We start from the raw sequence: 14,578 nt of genomic DNA on the forward strand, positions 1-14,578 counted from the left end.
CCGGTCCGCGGGCCGGGGCCACACGAGCGACTCGCTCATCCTGCGAATGCACATAACAGGACCAAACGCTCCGTACAGCCCTACGGTGGCCGGGTGACCGAGCCACCAGAAGAGCCCGCCGCACCCGAACAGTCGGACCCCGTTACCCGCACCGGCGCTCCCGCCGGGACGGACGGCCGGAACCAGGGTCCCGCCTCCGCCGTAGCCGCGAAGGCCGCTGGAATCGTCCCGCGGTCCGTCAACGCCCGGGCGGCCCTGGCGGGTGTCGTCGTCTCCGTCCTGCTGATCCTCGCGATCGTGCTCGGCAGCCGCCTGCTCCACAACTTCGACTCGGCGCTCCTCCCGTACGCCGTGGCCACGGTCTTCCTCGCCTTCGGCGTGGCCTACCGCTACACGGTCTGGATCTCCGCTCCCGGCGCACGCCGGCTCCTCACCCGCGGCTGGGGCAGCCTGTTCTCGGCCGAGAACTTCCGCAAGGCCCCCACCGCCCTGCCGAAGATGATCGCCACCTACCTGGGCTTCCAGAAGTTCCTCGGCGCCCGGTCGCACGCACGCTGGGCCGCCCACCAGCTGATCTTCTGGGGCTGCATCCTCGCCTCGCTGATCACCTTTCCGCTGACCTGGGGCTGGTTCACCTTCACCTCGGGCAGCGGCTCGGGCCCCGGCTACGAGATGCGTATCTGGGGCTTCAAGATCCTCGGCTTCGACTCGCTGAACATCCTCGGCTGGCTGATGTTCCACGGCCTCGACATCGCCGCCGTCATGGTCATCCCCGGGGCCGCCTACTTCCTCTGGCGCCGGATGAAGGACCGCGGTGCCATCACCGGTCAGCGCTTCGCGTACGACATGGTGCCGCTGCTCGCCCTCATCGTCATCTCCGTGACGGGCCTCCTGCTCACCTTCTCCTCGCTCTTCCTGCACGGCGGCGGCTACCAGTTCCTGGCGATCCTCCACATGGTGTCGGTGGTCTTCACCCTCATCTACATCCCCTTCGGGAAGTTCTTCCACATCGTGCAGCGCCCGGCGGCGGTCGGGATGCAGCTGTTCAAGTACACCGGCCGCCAGGACGACCAGGTCTTCGCCTGCCGCCGCTGCGAGGAACCCATCGACACGGGGCCGTACGTCGAGAACCTGCGCGGCACCATGCGCGACCTCGACCTCGGCTTCGACGCATGGGCCGAGTACTGCCCGCGCTGCAAAAGGGTGCTGCGGGGCAGCGCCTACCTCTCCCAGGTGAAGAAGGGCTTCAAGTGACCGCGGATCCACGCGCAGCCGACCGCCGCACGGCCCTGCCCCTCGACCCCTCCCTCGCACCGCCCGGCACCCGCGGCTTCCGGGACGCGGGAGGCATTCCGGCCGACCAGTGGCACGCCGACCAGAACGGCGAGACGCTCGTCCCCACCCACTGCTGCTTCTGCGGCGTCCAGTGCGGGATGTATCTGCGCGTGGACCGCGGCGGCAAGGTCTTCGGAGTCGAGCCCCGCAACCACGACATCAACCGGATGCGGCTCTGCCCCAAGGGCATCAACGCCTACCAGCAGGTCAACCACCCCGACCGGCTCACCGCCCCGCTCATGCGCCGCTCGCGCGACGAGGACTTCCAGGAGGTCTCCTGGGACGAGGCGCTCGACTTCACCGTCTCCGAGATCAAGCGCATCCAGCAGGCCCACGGAAACGACGCGTTCGGTCTTCTCGGCGGCGCCAGCCTCTTCTCCGAGAAGACCTACCTCGTCGGAAAGTTCGCGCGGGTCGCGCTCAGGACCCGGCACGTCGACTACAACGGCCGGCTCTGCATGGTCAGCGCCGCGGGCGCCAACAAGCTCGCCTTCGGCATCGACCGGGCCGGCAATCCCTTCTCCGACATCCTGCTGACGGACTGCCTCCTGATCGCCGGCTCCAACGTCGGCGAGTGCTTCCCCGTGCTGACCCAGTACGTCTGGGGCGCCCGGGACCGCGGCGCCACCCTGATCGTGATCGACCCGCGCGAGACGGCGATCGCCCGCACCGCCGACATCCATGTCGCACTCAAACCGGGCACCGACTCCGCCTTCTTCAACTCCGTGCTCAGCGTGATCATCGCCGAAGGCCTCACCGACGAGGCCTACCTCGACGCCCACGCCACCGGCTGGGACGAGGTCCGGGCCAAGGCCGCCGAGTACCCGCCGTCCCGCGCCGCCGACATCTGCGGCGTCCCCGCGGAGCAGATCGTCCAGGTGGCCCGTGCCTTCGCGCGGGCACCCAAGGCCATGGCCTGGCACGCCCGGGGCATCGAGCACCACTCGCAGGGCGTCGAGAACTGCCTCACCGTGATCAACCTCTGCGCCGCCACCGGCCACATCGGCAAACCCGGCGCCGGCTACGGGACTCTCACCGGGCAGGGCAACGGACAGGGCGGCCGCGAGCACGGCCAGAAGTCCGATCTCCTGCCCGGAGGCCGTTCGATCCTCAACGAGGAACACCGGCGCCAGATCTGCGAGATCTGGGGCATCGAGGAGTCCGAACTCCCGGCCGCCGGGACATCGATGATGGAAATGGTCTGGCAGATGCAGCGCCGCGAGATCCGCGGACTGATCGGCATCTGCAACAACCCCTTCGTCTCCCTCCCCAACTACCGCGTGGTCAAGGAGGGCTACGACGCCACGGAGTTCCACGCCCAGTTCGACTTCTTCCTCTCAGAGACCGCCGCCAACGCGCATGTCGTCTTCCCCGTCACCACCTGGGCCGAGGACGAGGGCGTCATGGCCAACGCCGAAGCCCGTGTGGTCAAGCACAACAAGGCGCAGGACCCGCCCCCCGGTGTACGGACCGACACCTGGGTGATGTGCGAACTCGCCCGGCGCCTCGGAGCCGGCGACAAGTTCGCGTTCGCCGACTCCCGGGCGGTCTTCGACGAGCTGCGGACCGCGTCCGCCGGGACCGTCATCGACTACTACGGCATCACCTACGAACGCCTGGAGGAGACCGGCGGCATCGCCTGGCCGTGCCCCGCGACCGACCACCCGGGCACCCCGCGCCTCTTCGAGGACGGCAGGACGTACCACCCCGACGGGAGGATCCATATGCAGGTCGTCGAATGGCACCCGCCGATGGACCCGTACGACGACGAGCACCCCATGTCCCTCACCACCGGACGCACCGTCGCCCACTTCCTCTCCGGCAACCAGACGCGCCGGCTGGGCGCCCTCGTCGAGCAGACCCCACGGCCCTGGGCGGAGGTCCACCCCTCCCACGGCTTCCGCAACGGCGAACCCGTCCGCGTCGTCACCCGGCGCGGCAGCGAAGTCTTCCCCGCGCTCGTCACCGAGGCGATCCGCCCCGACACCGTCTTCATCCCGTACCACTGGCCGGTTCCCACCTCGGCGAACGCGCTCACCATCGATGCACTCGACCCCCGTTCCAAGATCCCCGAGTACAAGGTGTGCGCCTGCCGGATCGAGCACGCCGAGAAGATCGACGAGGTGCCCTCGCCCCCCGTCGCCCCCGGCCATGTCGCCTACCCCGAGACCCAGGTGTCCCGGACCGACCCGCTGCCGCCCACGTCTCCGCAGGGCCGTGGCACCTCGGAAAGGAGCTGAAGCCGGATGATGGGCAGAACGATCTTCATCGACCCGGGGCGCTGCATCGGCTGCCAGGCCTGTGTCTCCGCCTGCCGGGAATGCGACTCGCACCGCGGCAAGTCGATGATTCACCTCGACTACACCGACGAGGGCAGCTCGGTCGCCTCCCTTCCCACGGTCTGCATGCACTGCGAGGACCCCGTGGCCCCCTGCGCGGAGGTCTGCCCCGCCGACGCGATCCTGGTCACCGCCGACGGTGTGGTGCAGCAGGCCGACACCACCCGCTGCATCGGCTGCGCGAACTGCGTCAACGCCTGCCCCTTCGGCGTCCCGAAGATCGACCTCCAGGCGAAGCTGCAGATGAAGTGCAACCTCTGCTACGACCGCACCGCCTACGGACTCGCCCCCATGTGCGCCACCGTCTGCCCGACGGGAGCGCTCTTCTACGGAACCCTCGAGGAGCTCCAGGCCGAGCGCCCCGGTGTCCAGGTCGCCGACACCTTCGTCTTCGGCGAGAGCGAGGTCCGCACCGGTGTGGCCATGGTCGTCCCCGCGGACCGGGTCCAGTGGCCCGTGCCCGGTGGCCTTCCCGTCGTCGAGATCAACGGTAAGGACGTCCGCCGATGAGCGTCACCGAACAGCAGCCCGGCAGCGGCCGGAACTCCGGCGGCGATCCCCGCGAGGCACTCCACGACCGTATCGCCGCCGACTCGCTCACCACCCGGCGCGACTACCTCCGGATCGTGACCACCGTCTCGGGCGGCCTCGCACTCGGCGGAGTGGGGGTGGCGGCCGGGATCCTCCACCGTCACGGGGACGAGGAGGACGGCAAGGCCCCCGAGCCGAAGCAGATCGCCACGCAGCTGCTGCCCGGCCAGTCCCTCGCCTTCCGCTACCCCGGGGACGAGGACAGGGCGGTCGCCGTACGGATGGACGACGGCACCCTCGTCGGCTACTCCGCGATCTGCACCCACCTCGCCTGCGCCGTCCTGTGGCGCAACGACCGGGGCACGGAGGGGGAGCTCTACTGCCCCTGCCACGAAGGCGTCTTCGACGCCCGGACCGGCGAAGTCACCGCGGGACCGCCTCCCCGCGGACTGCCCAAGGTGGTGCTCACCGAGCAGACCGACGGCAGCATCTGGGCCGTGGGCACCACCCGTTCCGGCGAGAGCATCGAGCACGGGCTGTGCCGTCAGATCGGCGAGGACCGCCCGGACCTGGCTGCCCGGATCGGCTGCCCCGGAGTCAGCGGCGGCGTGGAAGCACCACCCCCGGCAGCCTCGTCGAGTGCCGGTGTGCCGGGCGCCGAGCCGGGCGCCGATCCGTCCGGCAGCACCTTCGGCGGGACCGGAACCACGGGCGGGCGGTCATGACGAACCCCCGACAGCCCCCGGAGCGCCCGGAACCCGGTGTCGGCCAGGAGGCCCCCGGGCACCGGTACCCCGAGTACCGGCCGGGCAGCGCCAGCCCCGAACTGAACCGGCCCGTACGCGAGCGCTACCCCCAGATCCGCGCCACCAGCGGTTACGGCGATCCTCGCGTGCGGCACACCGGCCCCGGTCCCGGAGCGGGTACCGACCAGGAGCCCGAGCGTTCCTCGAAGCTGACGGCCCGGCTGGTCCTGGCCATGACCGTGGTCGTCGGGCAGCTCTGGGGTCTGACCGTGCTGATCGACGAGTGGATGGAGGGCAACACGGGAACTGCCTGGTGGGGTGCCGGTTTCCTCGGCCTGTCGTTCCTCGTCGTCCTCGGCCTGTGGCTGCTCGACCCGAAGGACAGGTGAGGCTGGATCCGGAGGGCCGGCGAGGCGGGGTCCGAACGGCCGGCGGGTGTCGCCGTACCCTTGACGTATGAGTACCGCCCCCGCCCCCGGACCGCGAGATTCGAAGCCGTCGCAGGAGCCCAGGCCCAAGCAGCCTCTGATCTTCGACGATCCCCTGGACACGCAGTCCGCGGACGATACGGACCAGGGGTGGGGCGAGCGGGCTCCTGCCGGCGGCAGCGCCGCCGATCTGGCCCGCTTCCTCGACGAGAAGCCGCCCCACCACGTGTGACCCACCACGTGTGACCCGCCACGTGTGACCCACCAGGTGTGATCCGGCGCGTGTGATCGGGTTCGGCTACGCCTGGTCGCGCCGGGAGACCAGAGCGTCGCGGATTTCCTTCAGCACCTCCAGCTCGCTCACCTCCATCGTTTCCTGAACGCCTTCCTTGGCGGCCTGGGCGGCTGCCCGCCTGGCGAGGTACTTCGCCATGGGCATCACCATCAGGAAGTAGACGACCGCGGCGGTGATCAAGAAGCTGAGTGCGGCGCTCAGCACCGAGCCCCACAGGATCTCGATACCGTCCATCCTGCCGGTGTCCGGATCCACGACGCAGGGCCCTTGGAGACAGGAGCTGTACTTCTCCAGGTCCTGGGTGCCGAAGGCCCCCACCAGCGGATTGATGATTCCCTTGACGACCGCGTTCACGATGTTGGTGAACGCGGCACCGATGACGACGGCGACCGCGAGGTCGATCACATTGCCGCGCATCAGGAAGGCTTTGAACCCGTCCAGCAGACTGACCTTCTTCTCGCTCACGGATGGGCCCTCCTCTGTACGTGCCGTATGGGGAGCGAACTGCCCTGCCACATAAGGCGCTGGGAGGCGGCACTGTCCAATCGGACAATTCCGACGGGGGAGTTGACGGTAGGTCAGTTCCCGTCGGCATGGGACACCACGACCGCGAGACGACCCGATGCGCCGGCGCCCGCCAGGGCCGCTGCGGTGTCCCGTTCCACGGACAGGACCACCAGGGCGCCGCCTCCCGCGGTTGTCCCGTCGCCGTCCGTCCCCGGGTATCCGTGCCCGACGTCTTCCGTTGCGCGCGGCACGTCCTCCACCTGTACGTCCTTCGCCACCACCCGGGCCACGGGATCTCCGTCCTGCGCGGCGATCACATCGACGCGATCGCCCGCACGCAGCAGCCGCACCGTCGCCGCATCCGCGATCCGTACCGCCGCGGACACCCGTCGCACGGGACGCCGCTCCGGGGCCGGCGGCACACCGCCCGCGACAGCGGCCGCGCCTGCGGTGCCGCCTGTCCCCGGTGCGGCGGTGCCCGAGGTGCCCAGGCCCGAAGCGGCGAGTGCGGCAGAGGCCAGGGCGAGTCCCGCCGCCATCGCGCGGCGTTGTCCGCGTATCACCCGCCGCAGCCGTCCGGCACGGCTGCCGCGTACGCGCAGGGGGTCGAACGGCGGCACCCCGCGCGGTGCGGGAGGAGCCGGACGTGTATCGGGAACGGACGGGAGCATGGCTGACACCACCTGCCGTGAAGGAAATCCAGGACGTGAGGGGGGTCCGGCGGGCATCGCCGCCGGACTCCCCTCACGATCCACCCTTCACGGGAATCCCGCCGGGGCCTGTGGACAGCCCCCACGTTGTGGATAAGTCGGGCACCCGGACGAGTCGGTCCTGTTGAGTCGGTCCTGTTAAGGCAGCTCGATTCCCGTGTCGATTCCGTCCAGCGCGCGCACGCACGCGCAGTCACGCTCCCGGTTCGCAGGCAGCGCGGCCACCGCGTCGAACAGCACCGACCGCAGCCGGTCGACGTTGGCGGAGAACACCTTGAGCACCTCCCCGTGGCTGACGCCCTCGCCTGCCTCGGCCCCCGCGTCGAGGTCCGTCACCAGGGTCAGCGTCGTGTAGCAGAGCCCCAGTTCACGGGCGAGCACCGCTTCCGGATGCCCGGTCATCCCGACCACCGACCAGCCCATCGCCGCATGCCAGCGTGATTCCGCCCGGGTCGAGAAGCGCGGTCCCTCCACCACGACGAGGGTCCCGCCGTCCACCGGCTCCCAGTCGCGCCCCCGCGCGGCTGCGAGCGCCGCCTGGCGTCCATGAGGGCAGTACGGGTCGGCGAAGCCGAGGTGCACCACGTTCGGCTGGGCTCCGTCCGCCCGGATCTCTCCGTCGTAGTACGTCTGCGTGCGTGCCTTCGTACGGTCCACCAGCTGGTCCGGTACGAGCAGGGTCCCCGGCCCGTACTCCGGGCGCAGTCCGCCGACGGCGCACGGGCCGAGCACCTGGCGTACGCCGACGGAACGCAGGGCCCAGAGGTTGGCGCGGTAGTTGATGCGGTGCGGCGGGAGGTGGTGGCCGCGTCCGTGACGCGGGAGGAACGCCACCCGGCGGCCCGCGATCTCGCCCAGGAAGAGGGAGTCGCTCGGAGCCCCGTAGGGGGTGTCCACCTGGACCTCGGTCACGTCATCGAGGAAGGAGTAGAAGCCCGATCCGCCGATGACACCGATATCCGCTGTACCCGTTTCTGCGTTCACCATGCGGTCACACTAACCGGGCGAACACGACCGGGACCCCGCCGAGTCGATCAGCGGGGTCCTGGTGAAGCGTGTGGTGTACGTGTACGGCCTCAGGCGGCCGATGTGCCGCTCGACGACGAGGACGACGACGAGGACGCCGACGACGAGGAACTTGACGCGGCGGGCTTCGAGTCCGAACCCGACGACCCCGACGAGGACGTCGACGTGGCGGACGCGGAACCGGATGCCTTCGCGGGCGACGTCGCCGGCGTGCTGCTCGACGAGGAGCCGCGGCTGTCGTTCCGGTAGAAACCGGATCCCTTGAAGACGATGCCGACCGCCGAGAACACCTTCTTCAGGCGTCCCTCGCAGTTCGGGCACACGGTCAGGGCATCATCGGTGAACTTCTGCACCGCCTCGAGGCCCTCGCCGCACTCGGTGCACTGGTACTGATAGGTCGGCACTTGCTCCTCCTGGCACTCTCACTCAGTGAGTGCTAACGACGTTCCATACTGACGTATTCCGAGCGATCAGTCCACCGTGACCGGCTCGCGGTGACCGATCCCACGTGCCACCGTCCGCCCCCGGTACCTCGGTGTCAGCCGTGAGCGCAGGGCCAGCAGGGTTGCCAGCGCCAGCGCCGTTCCCAGCAGCGGCACCACGAAACCGGTGCTCGCACCGTGGGAGTCCGCGAGCTGTCCGGCCACCGTGACAGCGGCCGCCTGGCCGAGCGCCACAGCGCCCGTCAGCCAGGTGAAGGCCTCCGTCCTGGCCGATGCCGGCACCAGAGCCTCGACCAGCGTGTACCCGCTGATCAGGGCCGGAGCGATGCACAGGCCCACCAGCAGCCCGAGACCGGCCAGCAGCGGCACGGAGTGCACCGCCCAGAGCCCGGAAGCGGTCAGGGTCAGGGCCACGTAGCCGACGATCAGCCGGCGACGCGGGCTGCTCTTCCAGGCGATGGCCCCGCAGGCGATCCCGGCCAGCATGTTGCCGGCCGCGAACACCCCGTACAGCAGCCCGTTCACTCCCGGCCTGCCGATCTCCTCGGAGAACGCGGTCAGCGACACCTGCATTCCGCCGAAGACGGCGCCGATCCCCAGGAAGGTGATGGCGAGTACCCGGACCCCAGGCACGGACAGTGCGGAGCGGTGCGGCTCGGCGGCGGTCGCCGCGCTGCGGGGGGCGGGCTGGGTGGAGCGCTGGGCGGCGAAGAGAACTCCGCCGATCAGTGTCAGCGCGGCCTCGGCGATCAGCCCGGCCGCCGGGTGCACGCCGGTGCACAGCGCCGTCGCCAGGACGGGGCCGACGACGAAGGTGAACTCGTCCGTCACGGACTCGAAGGCGGCGGCAGTCGACATCAGCGGGGACGCGGGCCGACCCGGGGCGGCCCCGAGCCGGGCGGCCCAGCGGGCCCGGACCATCGGCCCGATCTGCGGGATGGAGGCTCCGGTGGGCACGGCCGCCAGGAACAGTGCCCACAGGGGTGCGTGCGCCAGGGCGAGCCCGGTGAGGACGCCCACGGACAGTGAGTGCACCAGCACGCCGGGCAGGAGCACGGCGCGCTGGCCGAAGCGGTCGGCGAGCCTGCCGCTCTGCGGTGCGAACAGTGCCATCGAGACACCGGAGACGGCGGCGACAGCGCCCGCGCTGCCGTAGGAGCCGGTGGTGTGCTGAACCAGCAGCACGATGCCGATGGTCAGCATCGCGAAGGGCTGCCGGGCCGCGAAGCCCGGGAGGAGGAAGGTCCACGCACCAGGGGTGCGCAGCAACTGCCCGTAACCGGGGCGGTCGGAGACCGTGGATGCCACGGTCCTTGCCTTTCTGCCGCCTGGTAGCCGTGCTCCCGGGGCGCCGCGGCACCCGGGGTGCGCGGCTCGTGCGGGAGCTGCCGAGAGCTGTCCTCTTCGCGCGGAACTGCGGTAGATGCCGGGCGCTCGCTCCAGAGGTGAAAAGGAGGCGAAAAGGACGCCACGACCGCCATACGGTCGCGCCAGCTCTGCATCAGACAGAGGTGGTCGATCAAGACTGGTCGATCAATGTGGTCGATCTAGATTAATTCAGGTGGATCTTCGGTAGCAATCCTTCATCTTACAGGCTGCAGTCCGAATATGCCTGCGATTGCGAACGAGGTGCGCGTCACCACCTCCGATCAGTGGTGCGTCCGCGTGTCCTCGTGCCTGCCGCCCCTGCCCAGCTTCTTCGCGAGCCTCACCACGTGCGGGACCTCCAGCCCCGGGGACCCGTTGTCCCGGGGGCCGCCCGCGCCCAGCCAGCCGGCCAGCTTGCCGCCCTCGCCGACCGCACGCAGTCGTGCTTCCGCCGCGTCGCGTACCGGGTCGGTGGCCACCACGAGCAGTTCGTCCCCGCGCCGCAGCACGGTTGTGGGCCCGGGTACGAAGCTCTTCCTGTCCCGTACGACGAGGGTGACGGCGGCCCCGGCGGGCAGTCGCAGCTCGCCGATCTCGACGCCGTGCATCTTCGACTTCCCCGGGATCGCAACGGACAGCAGATGCCCCCGCAGCCGCTCCAGGGGCGCCGACTCGATGCCCAGGTCGGCGGCCTCCGACGGATCCTCGGCGATCTTCAGGGCCTTCGCGAGCCAGGGCAGGGTCGGGCCCTGGATGAGGGTGTAGACGATGACGAGGACGAAGACGATGTTGAAGACCTTGGTGCTGCCCTCGATCCCGGACACCATCGGGATCGTCGCCAGGATGATGGGCACGGCGCCGCGCAGCCCGGCCCAGGACATCAGGGCCTTCTCGCGCCGTGGCAGCCGGAACGGCGCCAGGCTGATGAAGACGGACAAGGGCCTCGCGATCACGGTGAGCACCAGCCCCACGACCACGGCAGGCCAGAAGTCGTCGCCCAGGTCGTGCGGGGTGACCAGCAGGCCGAGCAGGACGAACATGCCGATCTGCGCCAGCCAGCCGAGCCCGTCGGCGAAGCCCCGGGTGGCCGGCCAGTGCGGCAGCTTGGAGTTGCCGAGGACCATGGCGGCGAGGTAGACGGCCAGGAATCCGCTGCCGTGGGCCATGGCGCCCGCCGCGTACGCGGACACCGCGATGGCCATCACGGCGATCGGATAGAGGCCGGACGCGGGCAGCGCCACATGACGCAGTCCGAAGGCGCCGAGCCAGCCCACCGCGAGGCCGATGGCCGCGCCGATGGTCAGCTCCAGGGCTATTTCGCCCACCAGCACGTACCAGTGCTCCACGGGGCCGACCGCGGAGAACGCCACCACCAGGATGACCACCGGGGCGTCGTTGAAGCCGGACTCCGCCTCCAGTACGCCCGTGATCCGGGACGGGAGCGGGACCTTGCGCAACACGGAGAAGACTGCCGCCGCGTCGGTGGAGGAGACGACCGCACCGATGATCAGTGCCTGCCGCCAGTCCAGGCCGACGAGATAGTGTGCCGCGCTCGCGGTGACGCCCACGCTGATGCCCACCCCGACGGTCGACAGCATGGCCGCTGCCGGCAACGCGGGTTTGACTTCTTTCCACTTCGTGCCCAGTCCGCCTTCGGCCAGGATGACGACCAGCGCGGCGTAGCCGATCACCTGGGTCAGCTCGGCGTTGTCGAACTTGACGTCGAAAATGCCGTCCTGCCCCATGGCGATCCCGATGCCGAGGTACAGGAGCAGGCTGGGAAGCCCGCTGCGGGACGAAATGCGTACGGCCGCGACAGCGACCAGCAGGACGAGCGAGCAGACGAGCAGAAGTTCGTTGAGATCGTGGACAGTCAGGGTCCGTTCCTTCCCTGCGTACGCCTTCCGGATCGACCTCCGGGGGCCAGTACTTCGTTACCTTACCTAATCTTTAACGTTTTCTTGACGCTTCGAGTGTTCGTGCGAGCAGTGCGCAAATGGATGCATCCCCATACCGCGTCCGAGTGGCTTCGGCGGGGCGCCTATGGTTGCTCCTGCACTCCCAGGACCACCCTGCCCCTCGAAGGACAGCGATGCCCGCCAACACAACCGCCTCTTCCGGTTCTTCCGATGCGAAGAAGCCCGGCAGGAAGAAGGGGCGACGCGCCCGCCTGTTCGTGATCGTCCTGGTGCTGGCGCTTGTCGCGGGTGTCGGTTACGGCGCGTTCTGGTCCGTTTCCACGGTTCGGGCCTCGTACCCGCAGACGACCGGTTCGATCGAGCTCAAGGGTCTGACCGGCAACGTCGACGTCGAACGCGACAGTTACGGGATCCCGCAGATCTACGCGGACTCCGACAGCGACCTCTTCCGCGCCCAGGGCTTCGTCCAGGCCCAGGACCGCTTCTGGGAGATGGACGTCCGCCGTCATATGACGTCCGGGCGGCTCTCCGAGATGTTCGGCTCCGGCCAGGTCGAGACCGACTCCTTCCTGCGCACGCTGGGCTGGCGCAAGGTCGCGCAGGATGAGTACGACAAGAAGCTTGACGAGGACACCAAGAAGAACCTCCAGGCGTACGCGGAGGGGGTGAACGCGTATCTGGACGGCAAGGACGGCAAGGACATCTCCGTCGAGTACGCCGCCCTCGGCCTGACCAACGACTACAAGCCCACCGAGTGGACCCCGGTCGACTCGGTCGCCTGGCTGAAGGCGATGGCCTGGGACCTGCGCGGCAACATGCAGGACGAGATCGACCGCTCGCTGATGACCAGCAGGCTCAGCGAGAAGCAGATCGAGGATCTCTACCCGGACTACCCGTACGCGAAGAACAAGCCGATCGTCCGGCAGGGCGCCGTCTCCCCGGTCACCGGCAAGTTCGACCCGGAGGCCGAGCCGTCGGACAGCATCGGCTCGAACACCCCCGAGGGCGCCACCGAGGGCCTCAACACCCAGCTCTCCGCGCTCTCCGAGACCCTCGACGAGATCCCGGCGCTGCTCGGACCCAACGGCAGCGGCATCGGCTCGAACTCCTGGGTCGTCTCCGGCAAATACACGACGACCGGCAAGCCGCTGCTGGCCAACGATCCGCACCTGGCGCCGCAACTTCCCTCGCTCTGGTACCAGATGGGGCTGCACTGCCGGGTGATCTCGGAGACCTGCCAGTACAACACCGCCGGCTACACGTTCTCCGGGATGCCCGGTGTGATCATCGGCCACAACGCGGACATCGCCTGGGGCTTCACCAACCTCGGCGCGGACGTCACCGACCTCTTCCTGGAGAAGGTCTCGGGCGAGGGCTACCAGTACGACGGCAGGACCAAGCCCTTCGACACCCGTGAGGAGACCATCAAGGTCGCCGGCGGCCGCAGCCGGCACATCACCGTGCGCGAGACGAACAACGGCCCGGTGGTCTCCGACCGCAGCAGCGAGCTGGAGAAGGTCGGCAAGAAGGCGCCCGTCACCAACGACGCACCCGACCGTGCCGACGGCTACGTGGTCGCCCTGAAGTGGACCGCGCTGAATCCCGGCAAGTCCATGGACGCGGTCTTCGAGCTCAACCGGGCCAAGGACTTCACGTCCTTCCGGGCGGCGGCCAAGAACTTCGAGGTGCCCTCGCAGAACCTCATCTACGCGGACACCAAGGGCAACATCGGCTACCAGGCCCCCGGGACGATCCCGGTGCGGATCAAGGGCGACGGCCGGCTGCCCACCCCCGGCTGGACTTCGGACTACGGCTGGAAGAAGGAGTTCGTTCCCTTCGACGAGCTGCCGTACGAGTACAACCCGGAGCGCGGTTACATCGTCACCGCCAACCAGGCCGTCATCGACGAGAAGTACCCCCACCTGCTCACCAAGGACTGGGGCTACGGCGCCCGCAGCCAGCGGATCAACGACCTCATCGAGTCGAAGACCAAGGGCGGCGGGAAGATCTCGACCGACGACATGCAGAAGATGCAGATGGACAACCAGAGCGTGATCGCCGCGAAGCTGGTGCCCGAACTGCTGAAGATCAACATCTCCGACAAGAACGTCCGCGAGGCGCAGAAGCTGCTGGAGAACTGGGACTACTCCCAGGAACCCGACTCGGCGGCCGCCGCCTACTTCAACGGCGTCTGGCGCAACATCCTCAAGCTGGCCTTCGGCAACAAGCTCCCCAAGGAGCTCCGCGCCGAGGGTGACTGCCTCAATGTGCCGCCCGCCGCCGGCACCGGTCCGGTGGACGAGCAGGACCGGCTCGTACGGGAATGCGGTCAGCGCGCCCCGGACGCCGCCCAGCCGGACGGCGGCGACCGCTGGTACGAGGTGGTCGGGTCCATCCTCGAGGACAAGGACAACGAGTGGTGGAAGGCTCCGGTCAGGGGTCGCGAAGAGGCGATCGACGACCGTGACGAGCTCTTCGCCCGGGCCATGGAAGACGCCCGCTGGGAGCTGACGGCCGAGCTCGGCAAGGACATCACCACCTGGAGCTGGGGTCGGCTGCACCAGCTGACCCTGCGCAACCCGACGCTCGGCACCGAGGGCCCCGGCCTTCTGCAGCGGGCCCTCAACCGGGGTCCCTGGCACCTCGGCGGCGGCGAGGCCGCCGTCAACGCCACCGGCTGGAACGCGGCAGGGGGCTACGACGTCATCTGGGTCCCGTCGATGCGGATGGTCGTCAACGTGGGGGACTGGGACAAGTCCCGCTGGATCAACCTGACCGGCGCCTCCGGGCACGCGTTCAGCGCGCACTACACCGATCAGACCGACAAGTGGGTCGACGGAGAACTGCTCGACTGGTCCTTCAGCAGCAACGCGGTCGGGCAGTCCACGGTCGACACGCTGACGCTCAAGAAACCCTAGGCGGCACCCGGGG

Annotated in this window: 13 protein-coding genes; 7 read left to right on the plus strand and 6 right to left on the minus strand. The window is 69.3% G+C overall.

All coding sequences use genetic code 11. From position 1 onward, the window contains the following. The first annotated feature begins 93 nt into the window (after window positions 1–93). The 6 genes from OG257_RS22430 (at window position 94) to OG257_RS22455 (ending at window position 5,611) form a co-directional block, all read left to right on the plus strand. The gene (locus OG257_RS22430) at window positions 94–1,254 is read left to right on the plus strand and encodes an MFS transporter (protein WP_443054458.1); all 1,161 of its coding nucleotides are present in this window, start codon (window positions 94–96) and stop codon (window positions 1,252–1,254) included. Beyond that, on the plus strand, window positions 1,251–3,575 hold the full coding sequence (locus OG257_RS22435) for a molybdopterin oxidoreductase family protein (protein ID WP_329210091.1): 2,325 nt from the start codon (window positions 1,251–1,253) through the stop codon (window positions 3,573–3,575). Before OG257_RS22430 ends, OG257_RS22435 begins: the two co-directional genes overlap by 4 nt. A 6-nt stretch (window positions 3,576–3,581) precedes the next feature. Then, a complete protein-coding gene (locus OG257_RS22440; protein WP_329210093.1) occupies window positions 3,582–4,184 on the plus strand; it encodes a 4Fe-4S dicluster domain-containing protein in 603 nt (200 codons plus the stop codon). After that, on the plus strand, window positions 4,181–4,930 hold the full coding sequence (locus OG257_RS22445; protein WP_329210095.1) for a QcrA and Rieske domain-containing protein: 750 nt from the start codon (window positions 4,181–4,183) through the stop codon (window positions 4,928–4,930). Before OG257_RS22440 ends, OG257_RS22445 begins: the two co-directional genes overlap by 4 nt. Continuing rightward, complete coding sequence (locus OG257_RS22450; protein ID WP_329210097.1) at window positions 4,927–5,340, plus strand: hypothetical protein; 414 nt, start codon at window positions 4,927–4,929, stop codon at window positions 5,338–5,340. The genes OG257_RS22445 and OG257_RS22450 overlap by 4 nt, the downstream gene beginning before the upstream one ends. A 67-nt stretch (window positions 5,341–5,407) precedes the next feature. Continuing rightward, on the plus strand, window positions 5,408–5,611 hold the full coding sequence (locus tag OG257_RS22455) for a hypothetical protein (RefSeq protein ID WP_329210099.1): 204 nt from the start codon (window positions 5,408–5,410) through the stop codon (window positions 5,609–5,611). Between the two features lie 66 nt (window positions 5,612–5,677). On the opposite strand, the gene mscL is transcribed toward OG257_RS22455, so the two are convergent. The 6 genes from mscL to OG257_RS22485 form a co-directional block, all read right to left on the minus strand. Continuing rightward, window positions 5,678–6,139 (minus strand): large conductance mechanosensitive channel protein MscL, encoded by a 462-nt coding sequence (gene mscL, locus OG257_RS22460; protein ID WP_329210101.1) that lies wholly within the window; start codon window positions 6,137–6,139, stop codon window positions 5,678–5,680. Window positions 6,140–6,252: 113 nt separating this feature from the next. Continuing rightward, a complete protein-coding gene (locus OG257_RS22465; RefSeq protein WP_329210103.1) occupies window positions 6,253–6,852 on the minus strand; it encodes a hypothetical protein in 600 nt (199 codons plus the stop codon). A 177-nt stretch (window positions 6,853–7,029) separates the two neighbouring features. Then, entirely contained in the window at window positions 7,030–7,878 is an 849-nt protein-coding gene (locus OG257_RS22470; RefSeq protein ID WP_329210104.1) for an S-methyl-5'-thioadenosine phosphorylase, read from the minus strand. Between the two features lie 89 nt (window positions 7,879–7,967). Beyond that, entirely contained in the window at window positions 7,968–8,321 is a 354-nt protein-coding gene (locus OG257_RS22475; RefSeq protein ID WP_329210106.1) for an FmdB family zinc ribbon protein, read from the minus strand. A gap of 66 nt (window positions 8,322–8,387) precedes the next feature. After that, window positions 8,388–9,668, minus strand: a complete 1,281-nt coding sequence (locus OG257_RS22480) for an MFS transporter (protein ID WP_329210108.1) — start codon at window positions 9,666–9,668, stop codon at window positions 8,388–8,390. A 341-nt stretch (window positions 9,669–10,009) separates the two neighbouring features. Next, window positions 10,010–11,578, minus strand: a complete 1,569-nt coding sequence (locus OG257_RS22485; RefSeq protein ID WP_329215278.1) for a potassium/proton antiporter — start codon at window positions 11,576–11,578, stop codon at window positions 10,010–10,012. A gap of 242 nt (window positions 11,579–11,820) precedes the next feature. Here OG257_RS22485 and OG257_RS22490 point away from each other — a divergent pair, with 242 nt between their 5' ends. Then, window positions 11,821–14,565: a penicillin acylase family protein gene (locus tag OG257_RS22490; protein ID WP_329210109.1), complete on the plus strand. Its 2,745-nt coding sequence runs from the start codon at window positions 11,821–11,823 to the stop codon at window positions 14,563–14,565. The last annotated feature ends 13 nt before the right edge of the window (window positions 14,566–14,578 follow it).

This window comes from Streptomyces sp. NBC_00683 (assembly GCF_036226745.1).
Lineage (GTDB): Bacteria > Actinomycetota > Actinomycetes > Streptomycetales > Streptomycetaceae > Streptomyces.